Genomic DNA, 13,558 nt, shown 5'->3' on the forward strand with positions numbered 1-13,558 from the left:
CAATGAACATTATGCAGATTCTAAGAAAAATAAGATTATTTTTTAATTTTGACGATGAAGTATTTTATATTAACGGAAGTGAAACTCTGCCTCCGCCTCTTACAAAATCAGAAGAAGCCGAAATAATGCAAAGAATAACAGACGGTGACAACAGTGCCAGAGAAGAATTGATTACCCATAACTTAAGACTTGTTGTATATATTGCCAAGAAATACGATTCGCCGAGCGCAAGCGCAGAGGATTTGATTTCAATAGGAACTATAGGGCTTATAAAAGCGGTAAAAACATTTTCACCTGAAAAAAACATAAAACTTGCTACATATGCTTCACGCTGTATTGAAAATGAAATACTGATGTTTCTGCGAAAATCCTCTCAATTGAAAAACGAAGTATCTATTGATGAACCGTTAAATACAGATTGGGACGGCAACGAACTGTTATTATGTGATATTTTAGGAAGTGACCCTGACCTTGTAAATAAAGATATTGAAAATGAACTTGAAAAAAGGCTTGTACTGCAAGCGGTATCAAAACTTAATCAAAGAGAATGTTTGATTATGGAATTGCGATTCGGTCTTAACGGCAGAAAAGAACATACACAAAAACAGGTTGCCGACAAACTCGGTATATCACAATCCTATATTTCTCGATTAGAAAAAAAGATTATTCGCAGGCTTAAGCATGAACTTGAAAAAGCTGTATAATGACTATATAGCTTAACCTAAATTTTTAATTTTTAATTAAGCTATACACTAAACTATAATTCTTCATTTTTCAATAAATAATCCATAAGATGAAACGGGCGCTTAAAAACGCCCGTTTTTCATTAAAAAATCGCATCATCAGCAAGTGTAGAGCCGTTTTCCATTCTGCCCTCTACATAATCTTCAACACCGTCTGTTAAACCGTCGTCACGATTTTCGTATTCTTCATTTCCGATAATTCCGTCACCGTCACGAACTCTGCCGTTACGCTCGGCATCATCTGTCATAGAATCGGCTTTACTCTCGACTTTGTTTTTATCGTCTGATTTAGAGTCTTCGTTTTTGGAATTCTCGGAAGTTGCGGAACTATGTGTAGAAGTTTCATTTTTAGAATTATTCTTATTACCGCCGCAACCTGTAAGTGCCGTAGCAAATGCAATGGTTGCAAGCAATGCAGCAATTATTTTTTTCATAAAACCATCCTTAATAAATAAAAATAGTGTCCTCAAATGAAGGCACTATTATTTTTAGCAATAGTTTTGATTTTATGAATTTTTATTCTTTAACAAGCTGAATATGCGGATACGGAATTGTTACTCCGTTCTTTTTAAATTCTTTTAGTACATTTTCCTGCATCATATAATAAACACCGTAATAATCATCGGGTTCTACCCACACCCAAGCAACAATTTGAATACCGCTGTCAAGATATTTATCAACATATACCTTTGGTTCGGGATCTTTTAAAACCCTTTCATCTGACTTTGCAAGGTCAAGAATTATCTTACGAACAAGGTCAATGTCATCATCATAGCCTACAGTATATGACAAATTAATTCTGCGGTTTGTCTGACCTGTACAGTTTGTTACATTGTTTGCGGTAAGTCTTGAATTTGGAATATTTACAATTTTATTGTCAAAAGTATGAATTTGAGTTGAAAAAACACGAATACTTCTAACATATCCTTTTATGCCCTCAAATTCAAGAATATCTCCTGCAACAAAAGGTTTACTTATAAGAATTACCACGCCACTCGCCACATTTCCCAGTGATTCCTGCAATGCAAGACCGGCAGTAATTGCCGCAGCGGCAAATGTAGTTATGATTGAAGAAACATTAACTCCGATTGTAGAGAGCGCTGTCATAACAACAATCAAATATAAAACTATTTTTAATATAGAAAAGAAAAATGTAATAACAGTACGCTCAATCTTACTTTTATCAATAATTTTTCTGATTAGCTTTAACAGTAATTTTACAATTAAACTGCCTACAACAAATACAAGCAGAAAAATAAGAATTTTCGGCAAATATTTTTCATTAAAAGAATTTAGTGCAGAAATAAAATCAAAATCACCCATTTTATCACCATTCAATAATATGTTCTGAAATTTTCTTTCCGTTTTCCCATATTGAAATATAGAAATTGCCGTTCTCGTCTAAAGAAATGCATTTTCCGTTTTTAACTCCGTTTGCATAATCGGCAACATCAATAAATGTACCGTCTTTATTAAACCTTGCGCCGTAGTTTGTCGGAGAATTATTCTCCCATTTACCTATATGCATTGTTCCGTCAGAAGTTCTGTATCCTACACCTGCGCCGCTGCGTTGATTCTCTTTCCAATCGCCGACATAGTTAATATCACCGTTTTTATAGTAAAATACACCAAAGCCGTCACGCTTACCTTGTGCATATTCACCGTCATACGCTGTAATTCCGCTTGGAGATACGGTTCTTCCTCTGCCTGTACGCAAACCGTTTTCATCAACCGCACCAAAATACTCATAATTGCCCGAAGTGGTGCTTACCACTGCGTCAGATTTTCTTTCTTCTTCTGCAATTGTAACATCACCTTCCTCAACAACGGTATTTTGTAAATTATTATCGTCTTTACTTTCCGTTTCGTCGGATTTTTCAAACTTTTCAGCCTGTTCGATAACTTCATCATCGTGATTTTCGGTAACTTTTTCTTCAACGCTTTCATCGGTTTGTGCGAGAGCATCGGTTTCTTCATCTGCTACTTCGACACCCGAATGTTCAATAACCTGACCGAACAGATTTTTATTTTTCTTATGTGCCTCCTCAAGAATTTTCTCAATTCTGTCATAAGCCGTAACCTGTGACTTTGGTTCTGTAAATGTATCGTCAAGATATTCAAGCAATGATAAATCTATAGGATTTTCAGGCTTGTAATCAAACAAAAATTTATCTGCATCAAGCATAAGTTTAGCGTGTTTCGTCTTATAATTTGCATTGACTTTATTCAAAGAAGCGGGAGCAAACGCACTGTCATACCAAATCATTCCGTTATTTGAATACACAAGTGCGGCGCTGTTATTCTCGGGATTTTTGTCTGACGGAAAAAGAGTAACACCGGCGACCATATGGTTATTGCTGAAAAGTATTTTTTCAATTGCGATAACACCGTCAATTTTTTTAGGAGAAACAGTACAAAGTCTTTCTCCCTCTATGCTTTTGTCAAAATATTCCGTCCTTATCCATAAATGCGAACTGTCAAAAAATTGCTTTTTATAGACTGTTGCATTTTCTGTATAATATCTCACACAGTAAATTCCGCCTGTTTCACGCTTTACAGATTGATATGGGCGGAGGTTTTTCGTTACTTTCCAAGATAAAGGCTGATTTTTACTCATTTTGTAAGAGAGCTTGTACGAAACATCGTCCAAAGAAATATCCGTATCATCTGCTTGCGGACGATGATTTGAATTAAAATAATTTGCACGAACTCCTGCAAGTGCGTCATTTTTAAAGTCAAGTTTTTCAAAATCCGACACACAAACAGAATAAAAAATCAAATCCCTTGTCAATTCCTGTTGAGAGGTTATCATAAGGCGAAAATCCTTTCAAATAAATAAGAATACAAAGTCAGGGCGAACATAGTCCGCCCCGACATTTTAAATACCGATTAAATTAATCCGAATAAATTATCAGATAGAAATTGTCATAGCAATCTTGTAAAGATCTTCATCAAATACACGCTGCATATCAAGAGCCTCATTGATGTCGAGATCAATGATTTTGCCGTCTTTCATTGCTACTACACGGTTACCGAGATTCTTCTCAAGCAACTCTACTGCTCTGAATCCCATCTCACTTGCAACAACTCTGTCACGAAGTGTAGGTGAACCGCCACGCTGAACATGACCGAGAATTGTGGCACGAGTTTCAATACCGAGTCTGTTTTCTATATAATTAGCAAGCTCAGCAACCTTACCTACACCCTCGGCAACAACAATGATAAAGTGTTTCTTACCTGTTTTCTGAGTGTTGACAATTCTCTGAATAACATCTCTTTCAATGTTGTAAGGAATTTCAGGAACAAGAATAGCCGTAGCACCTGTTGCGATACCTGTCTGCAAAGCAATATCACCGCAGCGTCTGCCCATAACCTCTACGATTGAACAACGGTCATGTGACTGTGCTGTATCACGAATACGGTCTACCATCTGAAGTGCTGTATTCATTGCTGTGTCAAAGCCTACTGTATATTCCGAACAAGCAATATCATTATCAATAGTACCAGGAATACCGATACAGTTAATACCTGCATTGGTAAGAGCACGAGCACCCTTGAAAGAACCGTCACCGCCGATTACAACAACGCCCGATACATCAATGCTTCTGCAAAAATCCGCTGCTTTCTTAATACCTGCAGGAGTAGCAAACTCTTCACTTCTTGCTGTGTAAAGCATTGTACCGCCAAAACCGATTATATCAGATACACTGCGAAGATTCATTTCCTGAACATCGCCGTTAAGTAATCCGTTGTATCCACGGTAAACACCGTAAACTCTCATTCCTTTATTTATACCTGCACGAACTACTGCTCTTACAGCGGCATTCATACCGGGAGCGTCACCGCCACTTGTTAATACTGCTATTGATTTCTGAGCCATTTGATTATACCTCCATAAGGTTTTTTACTTCTTAATTATAATACAATATTTCACCCTTTACAAGACTAAATTTACTATTTTATTAAAATTTTCTTTTTTGCGGCATTTTTACATCAGTAAAGATACATTTTCTTGGTTTTGTGCGTTATTGACTTTAAATTATATAAGTTATATAATAGTATTATTAATTTGATGGATAATTCTTCATATTATTTATTTTTGGAGGCATATCATATATGACAAAATTATATCTTGCCATTCCCTGCTACAACGAAGAAGAAGTACTAAGAGATTCGGCGCAAAAGCTCTCTGACAAGTTCAGTAAAATGATGCTTGAAGGCAAAATTACCGATGACAGTAAAATTGTATTTATAGATGACGGCTCAAAAGACAAAACCTGGAGTATTATCAGCGACCTTCACAAAGAAAATCCTGTATTTCAGGGAATCAAACTCACACGCAACAGAGGACATCAAAATGCTCTGCTCTGCGGTCTTATTACATTAAAAGACAAGGCAGACGCTGTTATTTCAATTGACGCAGACTTACAGGATGACATCAACACATTTGACGAAATGGTTGAAAAATACGAAAACGGCTGCGATGTTGTTTACGGTGTGCGTTCAAAGCGTGAAACCGACACATTTTTCAAGAGATTTACAGCCGAGGCGTTTTACAAAATCCTTAATAAAATGGGTGCAAAAGTTATTTTTAACCATGCCGATTTCAGACTTATGAGCAAAAGAGCTCTGAACGCTTTTGCAGAATATAAAGAAACAAACATCTTTTTAAGAGGTATGGTACCGCTTATCGGCTATAAGTCGGATATAGTTACATACGAGCGTTTTGAAAGACTTGCGGGTGAAAGCAAATATCCACTTAAAAAAATGCTTGCTCTTGCTTGGGAGGGCATTACTTCTCTAAGTATTCAGCCAATAAGAATGATAACGGGTCTTGGCACAATTGTATTTGCCATAAGCATTATTATGATTATTTACAGCCTTGTAAGCTACTTTATGGGCTTTGCGGTTAGCGGCTGGGCAAGTATTTTGTGTTCTATCTGGGCTATCGGCGGACTTCAAATTCTTGCAATCGGTATTATCGGCGAGTATATCGGAAAAATTTATTTAGAAGTCAAAAGGCGTCCGAGATTTATCGTTGAGGAATTTCTTGAGGACTAAACTAAAACTTATATTAAATTTACAGTCAATGTCTTTCGTAATTTGCGAAAGGCATTTAATGAGAGGGTAGCAATGAATCTTGAAAAATTAAAAGTAAGAAATCCTAATATGGATATTCTTAGAATTATAGCAGTGCTTTGTGTAATCGGTATTCATTTCTTTTACCATTCGGGCTACTATTACACAACAAACGATAATGCGGTAATGTATTTTGCAACTGTTCTGCGCACATTGTGTTCTGTTTGCGTACCGCTGTTTATGATTTTGTCGGGTTTCCTTTTGTGCAACAAAACGCTGAAAAAGGGTTACTATTCGGGCATAAGAAAAACCATAATAGTCTACATTCTTGTGGCGATTGCCTGTATGATTTATAAATCCATTGTCGGAAGTTACACACTTACTCCGCTTACCTTTTTTACAGGTATTTTAGATTTTACAGGCGCTAACTACTCGTGGTACATAGAAATGTATATAGGCTTGTTTTTGCTTGTTCCGTTTCTTAATATTATTTACAAAAATCTTGACAGCCGCAAGCAAAAGAATATTTTGCTTATCACATTAATTGCTATTACCATTTTGCCGTCACTTTTCAATGAGTTTAGATTTGACTCCTTGGAGTGGTGGGCAAATCCTGCATCAAATACAGAAACACAAAAGCTGATACCGAGCTGGTGGGTTGGCATTTATCCTATCACCTACTATTTTACAGGATGCTACATTCGTGAGTACGGCACAAAAATTAAAAACATTTACCTTATAATTGCTCTTGTGGTTGCCGTTTTCGGATTTGGCACTTTCAATTTTTACAGATGCTACGGCATGCCGTTTTCAACTTCAAACTATGTGTATTGGTACGGTATTGAACCGTATGTAATGTCTGTTCTGATTTTCTTGATAATAAGCAAGCTCAAACTCGAAAATATTAATGTAAAAACAAAATTTGTACTTTGGAAAATTTCGGATTTGGTGCTCGGCACTTACCTGCTGTCGTTTATTTTCGATGCAATTTACTACTATGAATTTTTAAATAAAAACACAACCGATTTTTATGCGAGATTTCCGTTTATGCCGCTTATGATTTTATGCGTGTTTGTCAGCGCTTTGATAAGCTCAGGCATAATAAATCTGATAGCCGCAGGCATAGAATTCTGTTACAAAAAAATATGCAATTTATGCAAGGAAAAATTTAGCAAAAAGCATATTGACGAGCCAAAGCAGTTTAAACATTAATCGACAAATTTTTGCAGATTTTCTCAATTAATTTTTATCAGCAAATAAATTTTTAACAATTAATGCCCGACTTTTCAAAAAATAGTCGGGCATTAATAATATACTTGAATTTCCATTGCAATTATGCTATACTAAATAGTGAAAATTTTTAAAATAAATAAATTTATACCATTTTTACACACAATATTTGTGCTGTGAAAGTATATCTCGGGGGTTATTTATGGATTTTATGAAACTTTACAACGAATGGTTAGAAAGCGCTACCGAAGACGCTGACCTTATTGCTGAGCTTGAGAGCATAAAGGGCAACGAGGACGAGATCTATGATCGCTTTTACAAGGCTCTCACCTTTGGTACAGCAGGTCTTAGAGGTGTAATCGGTGCAGGTACTAACAGAATGAACATCTATGTTGTTCGTCAGGCTACACAGGGACTTGCAAACTACATTATCCAGAAGTACGGTAAGGGTTCTGTTGCAATTTCTCATGACAGCAGAATCAAGGCCGACCTCTTTATGCTTGAGGCTGCAAGAGTTCTTGCAGGCAACGGCATTAAGGTTTACATCACATCTGAATTACAGCCTACACCTGTACTTTCATACCTTGTTCGTTACTTCAAGTGTCAGGCAGGTATTATGGTTACAGCAAGCCACAACCCTGCTAAGTACAACGGTTACAAGGCATACGGCGAAGACGGTTGTCAGATGACAGATGTTGCCGCAGGTATTGTATATGACGAAATCTGCAAACTTGATATGTTTAAAGATGTAAAGATTGCTGACCTTGACGAGGCTGTTAAGAGCGGTCTTATTGAATATGTTTCCGATGATGTTTATGACAGCTACCTTGAAAAAGTTATGGAACAGCAGATAAACCCGGGCGTTTGCGAGGGTGCAGGCTTAAAGGTAGTTTATACCCCACTCAACGGCACAGGCAACAAGCTTGTAAGAAAAGTTCTTAAGGAAATCGGCGTTGAGGAAATTACAGTAGTCCCAGAGCAGGAGCTCCCGGACGGTAACTTTACAACTTGCCCATACCCGAACCCTGAAATCAAAGAGGCTCTCCAAAAAGGTATTGAACTTTGCGAAAAAGTACAGCCTGACCTTCTTCTTGCAACAGACCCTGACGCAGACCGTGTAGGTATTGCGGTTAAAGATTACGACGGCAGCTACCGCCTTATTTCAGGTAATGAAGACGGCATTATGCTTACAGACTATATTCTTTCTTCACGCAAGGCAAACGGCACACTTCCCGAAAAACCTGTTTTGGTTAAGACAATCGTTACAACAAAACTTATCAACAAGCTTTGTGAAAAGTACGGCTGTGAACTTAAAAATGTTCTTACAGGTTTTAAGTACATCGGTGAAGTTATCCTCAACCTTGAAAAGAAAGGCGAAGAGGACAGATATGTGTTCGGCTTTGAAGAGAGCTACGGCTACCTTGCAGGTACTTATGTTCGTGATAAGGACGCAGTAGTTGCATCAATGCTTGTTTGTGAAATGGCTGCTTTCTATAAGAAACATGGCAAGTCACTTGCACAGGTTATTGACTCACTTTATGAGGAGTACGGCTACTACCTCAACCATACATCTGCATTTGAATTTGACGGTGCGGCAGGTATGGAAAAAATGAACAACATTATGGCTGAAATCAGAGAGAATATTCCTACTGAAATTGACGGCAAAAAGGTTGTTAAGGTTTCCGACTATCTCCTTAAGTATGAGCTTGACACAGTAACAGGTGAAAAGACTGCTATTGACCTCCCGACTTCAAATGTAATTTCATTTAGTCTTGAGGGCGACAACGGCGTTATTATCCGTCCGAGCGGTACAGAGCCAAAGATTAAGGCTTATATCACAGCAGTCGGAAAAGACTTCAACGATGCAGAAAGCATTAAAGACAGTCTTGTAGACGCATCTAAAAAGCTCCTCGGTATTGAGTAATAATATAGCATAAAAATTCAGCGGTATCATTTTTCGATACCGCTTTTGCTGTTCATTTTAAGATTTTGGGATTATTGGTGCGACAGGTAAGATAATCAAGACTTGTTTTATAGAAATCGGCAAGCACAATAAGCAGGGACAACGGAATTTCACGCTCTCCCCTTTCGTATTTTGAATATAACGATTGGTCGCACATAAGTACATTTGCAATCTGCTTTTGCGTTAGGTCATGATCTTCACGCAAGTCCTTAATTCTTAGTTTCACTTTTATCACCGATTCAATTATAAAATAGGACATTATAACCTATTGACATTTAGGACAAATAGTCTTAAAATATAAATAAACAATTGACAGTTGTTACAATTATTTTTTCCATAAGGAGTGGTATAATTAATGAGAAAAACAAAGAAATTTGCAGCAATTCTGCTGTCGGCACTTATATTGTCAAGTTCATTTTCAATTTTGCCTGTAAGTGCGGCTACAGTCGGAAATGATACGGCTGTTGTGTCGGTAAATTCAACTTTAACAAGTGGCAATTATCAATATAAGGTGCTTGATGATAATACAATCTGCATTTCAAGATATATCGGTGAAGAAGAAAATATTACAATTCCGGCAAAAATTAACGGTCTGACTGTTACAACTATTGGTAAAGGTGCGTTTGTTCAAACAGGTATGGGAAGTTTAAATATTCCTGCAAGCATAACAGATATAAAACCCAACGCATTTAAACTTAGTGGCTTTAATAAAATAGAGGTTGACAAAAACAATTCAAATTATACCTCTATAAACGGAGTTTTATTCAGTAAAGATAAAACTGTACTTTTTGCTTATCCAAAAGAAAACTCCGCTACATCTTATATAATACCTGACGGTGTTAAAATTATTGAATCTACTGCTTTTATGGGAGCAAGTAATTTAAACAACATTGTTATACCTGACGGTGTAACGACCATAAAAGAAAATGCTTTCTATTTATGGAGTAACTTAAAAAATGTTTCAATACCAACAAGTGTAAAAAGTATTGGCAGAGATGCTTTTGATTTCTCTGTTTGTTCAAAGGTAAATAACGGATACTATATCAGTAATTGCTTAATTGGCGCCGATAATGAAATAAATGGTAATTTTACTATAAAAGATGGTACAAGACTTGTAGCCGACAGTGCTCTTCGTGGAATTGAAAATTTAGAAAGCATAACAATTCCTGCAAGTGTCGAGATAATAGGTGATTGTGCCTTATTAAACTTTAGTATTGATGGTAAACTAAAGAGTATAACAGTATCAAAGGCAAATAAAAATTTTTCGTCTGAGAACGGAGTATTATTTAATAAAAATAAAACGGAATTAATTTACTATCCATTTGGAAAAGAAGATACCATATATACTGTTCCAAGCACAGTAACAAAATTAGCTAAAGTTTCATTTAACGATTGCAAATTAAGTAAACTAAATTTACCTGACAATTTAAAATATATAGACGAAAGTGCATTTCAAGGAATTTCATTAAAAAGTTTATCTATTCCGGAAAGTGTAGAATATATTGGTAGATATGCATTTGATTTATCCGGTATCGAAACAATACATATTCCAAAAGGAATAACAACTATTGAAGAAGGTACTTTTTACCGTTGTATGCAACTAAAAAGTGTATCCATAGACAATCATATAAAACATATCGGAGATTACGCTTTTTCTGCGTGTTATAATCTTTCAGACATTAATATTTCAAATAATGTAACATCAATAGGTAAAGGTGCTTTTCAATCAACAATTATTCAGAAAATCGAATTGCCTGCAAGTCTTGAAAGTATAGGAGAATACGCTTTTAATGATTGTCAAAATTTGCAGGAAGTAACTATACCTAATAAAGAAGTTAACATTAATAACAGAGCTTTTTATAATTGTCCTAAATTAAATACGGTTGCTATACCTGCAAAAGTTAAAGAAATTGGTAAAAATGCATTCGGCTACCAAGGAAACATTTTTGATGAAGAAGATTATGAATACGGCGAAGAGAATTCAATACGAGATTTTAAAATAACAGGATATTCAAACACTGCCGCCGAAACATATGCAAAGGAAAACGGTTTTGAATTTATTTCGTTGGGCGAGCAAATTCTCACAGGTGACGCTAACCAAGACGGTACCGTAAATATTAAAGATGTTACATACCTGCAAATGCATATTGCAGGCAACAAGAATACTGACGGTTCACCGCTTATTGACGAAACAAACAAGCAATTATTTGACAGTATTGATATGAACAATGACGGTAAACTGACTGTTAATGATGTTACAGCGCTGCAAACCTACCTTGCACAAAACACAACTAAATAACCAAACTTAAACGGCTGTCACTTGTTTTGACAGCCGTTTGCAAATTATTAAAGCCACCTTATCATACGATAAAGTGGCTTATTTGTTATGCTTAGAAGCGCATTGTAAGGCTGATTCTGTTCTTTTCGGGGTCAACGCTTATGATTTTTACATCTACCACATCGCCAACCTTGAGAACCTCCGACGGGTGCTTAATGTACTTATCGCAAATCTGCGAGATATGAACAAGTCCGTCCTGATGAACACCGATGTCGATAAATGCACCGAAGTCAATTACATTTCTGACAGTTCCCTTGAGTACCATATCAGGCTTTAAGTCTTTGATGTCGAGAATATCGGAACGGAGCATTGGTGCAGGCAGTTCGTCACGGGGATCTCTGCCTGGCTTTGAAAGCTCCTTTACAATATCGTCAAGAGTAGGCAAACCGATTTTAAGTGTATCGGCAAGGCTTTTAGTTCCCTTTGCCGCAACTCTGTTTGCCAAATCGGTAAATTTGCCCGCTTTAATTTCTTTATCCGAATAATCAAGAAGTGCAAGCAACTCTTTTGCACTTTTATAACTTTCAGGGTGAACACCTGTGTTATCGAGTGGATTTTTGCTTTCAGGCACTCTTAAAAATCCTGCGCACTGCTCAAAAGCCTTTGGTCCGAGCTTTGGAACTTTCTTTAATTCGGCACGAGAAGTAAACGCACCGTTTTTCTCACGATAAGCAACAATATTATTGCAAACCGTACTGTTAAGACCTGAAATTCTTGAAAGCAATGCAGGAGATGCTGTGTTAAGGTCGGCGCCTACAGAGTTTACGCAACCCTCAACCACACCGTCAAGTGTTTCGCCAAGTCTTTTCTGCGGCATATCGTGCTGATACTGTCCGACTCCGATTGCCTTTGGTTCAATTTTTACAAGCTCTGCGAGCGGGTCTTGTAATCTTCTTGCAATGGAAACCGCACTTCTGAGTGTAAGGTCAAGCTGCGGTAATTCCTTTGCCGCAAGTTTTGATGCCGAATAAACCGAAGCGCCTGCCTCGCTGACTACCATATAATAAACGGGGTGGTCAGCCTCTTTGATTGCATCTGCCGCAAACATTTCGGTTTCCTTACTGGCTGTGCCGTTGCCGATTGAAATAATATCTACATTGTGCTTTTTAATAAGCTGCAAAAGTTTTTGCTTTGATTCTCTGACCTTTGCCTCTGAATGTGTAGGATAAATTACCGCTGTGTCGAGTACCTTTCCCGTGCCGTCAACAACCGCTACTTTACAGCCTGTACGGTAGCCCGGGTCAAGTCCGAGTACAGTTTTGCCCTTAACAGGCGGCTGCATAAGCAGCTGACGAAGATTTACACCAAAAACTTTCATTGAATTTTCGCAGGCATTTTCCGTTAAATCATTTCTGATTTCTCGCTCAATAGACGGGAAAATAAGTCTTGTGTATGCATCCTCGCAAGCGGTTTTTACAATGTCTGCACACGCACAGGCAGGATTGGTAATCATAACCTTTGCAATGGAATTAAGCGGTCTTTCGGTATCCATTTCAACGCTGACTTTTAAAAAGCCCTCTTTCTCGCCCCTGTTTACAGCAAGCAAACGGTGGTCGGCAATCTTTTTAACAGGCTCTTTGTAGTCGTAATACTGTCTGTAAACGCTGTCCTTTTCTGCATCTACGGCAACGGAAGAAATTACACCGTTCACATTCGCAAGGTTTCTTATGCGCTTTCTGATTTCCGCATTATCCGAAACCGTTTCCGCAATAATATCCATTGCGCCTTGCAATGCGTCTTCAACATTTGCAACGCCTTTTTCCTCATCAACATACTCCTCTGCCACAGCAACAGGGTCACATTTGCTCTCCTGCTTAAGGATAATTTCGGCAAGCGGCTCAAGTCCTTTTTCCTTAGCCACAGAGGCTCTTGTCTTTCTCTTTGGTCGATAAGGTCTGTAAATATCTTCAAGCTCGCTTAGAGTTTCAGCCTTGTCAAGCGCAAGACTTATTTCGTCGGTAAGTTTTTCCTGACCGTCAATAAGGGTGCGAATTTCCTCTCTCCTTTTATCAAGAGAACGCAGATACTCAAGTTTTTCGCTGAATTCACGAATAAGCTGGTCGTCCATTGAGCCGTGCATTTCTTTACGATAGCGGGCAATAAACGGAATTGTATTGCCGTCATCAAGCAAAGAAATTATGTTATTTGCATACTCTTCTTTAATTTGAAACTGTTGTGATAATACTTTTGAATAGTCCATATTTT

General features: G+C 37.4%; 11 protein-coding genes. 5 read left to right on the forward strand and 6 right to left on the reverse strand.

The features are described from left to right. The first annotated feature begins 2 nt into the window (after window positions 1-2). Window positions 3-704 carry an RNA polymerase sporulation sigma factor SigE gene (gene sigE / locus I2E21_RS00885; RefSeq protein WP_022235388.1) on the forward strand — a complete coding sequence of 234 codons (702 nt, stop codon included), beginning with the start codon at window positions 3-5 and terminating at the stop codon, window positions 702-704. A 122-nt stretch (window positions 705-826) separates the two neighbouring features. Here the strand turns inward: sigE and I2E21_RS00890 are convergent, their stop codons facing one another. The 4 genes from I2E21_RS00890 to pfkA form a co-directional block, all read right to left on the reverse strand. After that, complete coding sequence (locus tag I2E21_RS00890) at window positions 827-1,177, reverse strand: hypothetical protein (RefSeq protein ID WP_195410097.1); 351 nt, start codon at window positions 1,175-1,177, stop codon at window positions 827-829. Window positions 1,178-1,259: 82 nt separating this feature from the next. Then, window positions 1,260-2,066, reverse strand: coding sequence for a mechanosensitive ion channel family protein (locus I2E21_RS00895; protein ID WP_195410098.1), 807 nt, complete (start codon window positions 2,064-2,066; stop codon window positions 1,260-1,262). Window positions 2,067-2,070: 4 nt separating this feature from the next. Further along, the gene (locus I2E21_RS00900) at window positions 2,071-3,555 is read right to left on the reverse strand and encodes a hypothetical protein (protein ID WP_195410099.1); all 1,485 of its coding nucleotides are present in this window, start codon (window positions 3,553-3,555) and stop codon (window positions 2,071-2,073) included. Window positions 3,556-3,654: 99 nt separating this feature from the next. Further along, entirely contained in the window at window positions 3,655-4,623 is a 969-nt protein-coding gene (gene pfkA / locus I2E21_RS00905) for a 6-phosphofructokinase (protein ID WP_022235384.1), read from the reverse strand. Window positions 4,624-4,859: 236 nt separating this feature from the next. Here pfkA and I2E21_RS00910 point away from each other — a divergent pair, with 236 nt between their 5' ends. From I2E21_RS00910 to I2E21_RS00920, 3 genes are all read left to right on the forward strand, one after another. Continuing rightward, complete coding sequence (locus I2E21_RS00910; protein WP_195410100.1) at window positions 4,860-5,804, forward strand: glycosyltransferase family 2 protein; 945 nt, start codon at window positions 4,860-4,862, stop codon at window positions 5,802-5,804. Between the two features lie 72 nt (window positions 5,805-5,876). Further along, window positions 5,877-7,034: an acyltransferase family protein gene (locus tag I2E21_RS00915; RefSeq protein ID WP_195410101.1), complete on the forward strand. Its 1,158-nt coding sequence runs from the start codon at window positions 5,877-5,879 to the stop codon at window positions 7,032-7,034. A 220-nt stretch (window positions 7,035-7,254) separates the two neighbouring features. Continuing rightward, window positions 7,255-8,976 carry a phospho-sugar mutase gene (locus I2E21_RS00920; protein WP_195410102.1) on the forward strand — a complete coding sequence of 574 codons (1,722 nt, stop codon included), beginning with the start codon at window positions 7,255-7,257 and terminating at the stop codon, window positions 8,974-8,976. A gap of 52 nt (window positions 8,977-9,028) precedes the next feature. On the opposite strand, the gene I2E21_RS00925 is transcribed toward I2E21_RS00920, so the two are convergent. After that, a complete protein-coding gene (locus tag I2E21_RS00925) occupies window positions 9,029-9,241 on the reverse strand; it encodes a helix-turn-helix transcriptional regulator (protein WP_186934574.1) in 213 nt (70 codons plus the stop codon). 129 nt (window positions 9,242-9,370) lie between these two features. Between I2E21_RS00925 and I2E21_RS00930 the strand changes: the two genes are divergently transcribed. After that, complete coding sequence (locus tag I2E21_RS00930; RefSeq protein WP_195410103.1) at window positions 9,371-11,314, forward strand: leucine-rich repeat protein; 1,944 nt, start codon at window positions 9,371-9,373, stop codon at window positions 11,312-11,314. A gap of 91 nt (window positions 11,315-11,405) precedes the next feature. Here I2E21_RS00930 and I2E21_RS00935 read toward each other — a convergent pair whose 3' ends face one another. Then, window positions 11,406-13,553: a Tex family protein gene (locus I2E21_RS00935; RefSeq protein ID WP_195410104.1), complete on the reverse strand. Its 2,148-nt coding sequence runs from the start codon at window positions 13,551-13,553 to the stop codon at window positions 11,406-11,408. Window positions 13,554-13,558 lie beyond the last annotated feature (5 nt).

Source organism: Ruminococcus sp. BSD2780120874_150323_B10 (assembly GCF_015553695.1).
GTDB classification, from domain to species: domain Bacteria; phylum Bacillota; class Clostridia; order Oscillospirales; family Acutalibacteraceae; genus Ruminococcoides; species Ruminococcoides intestinale_A.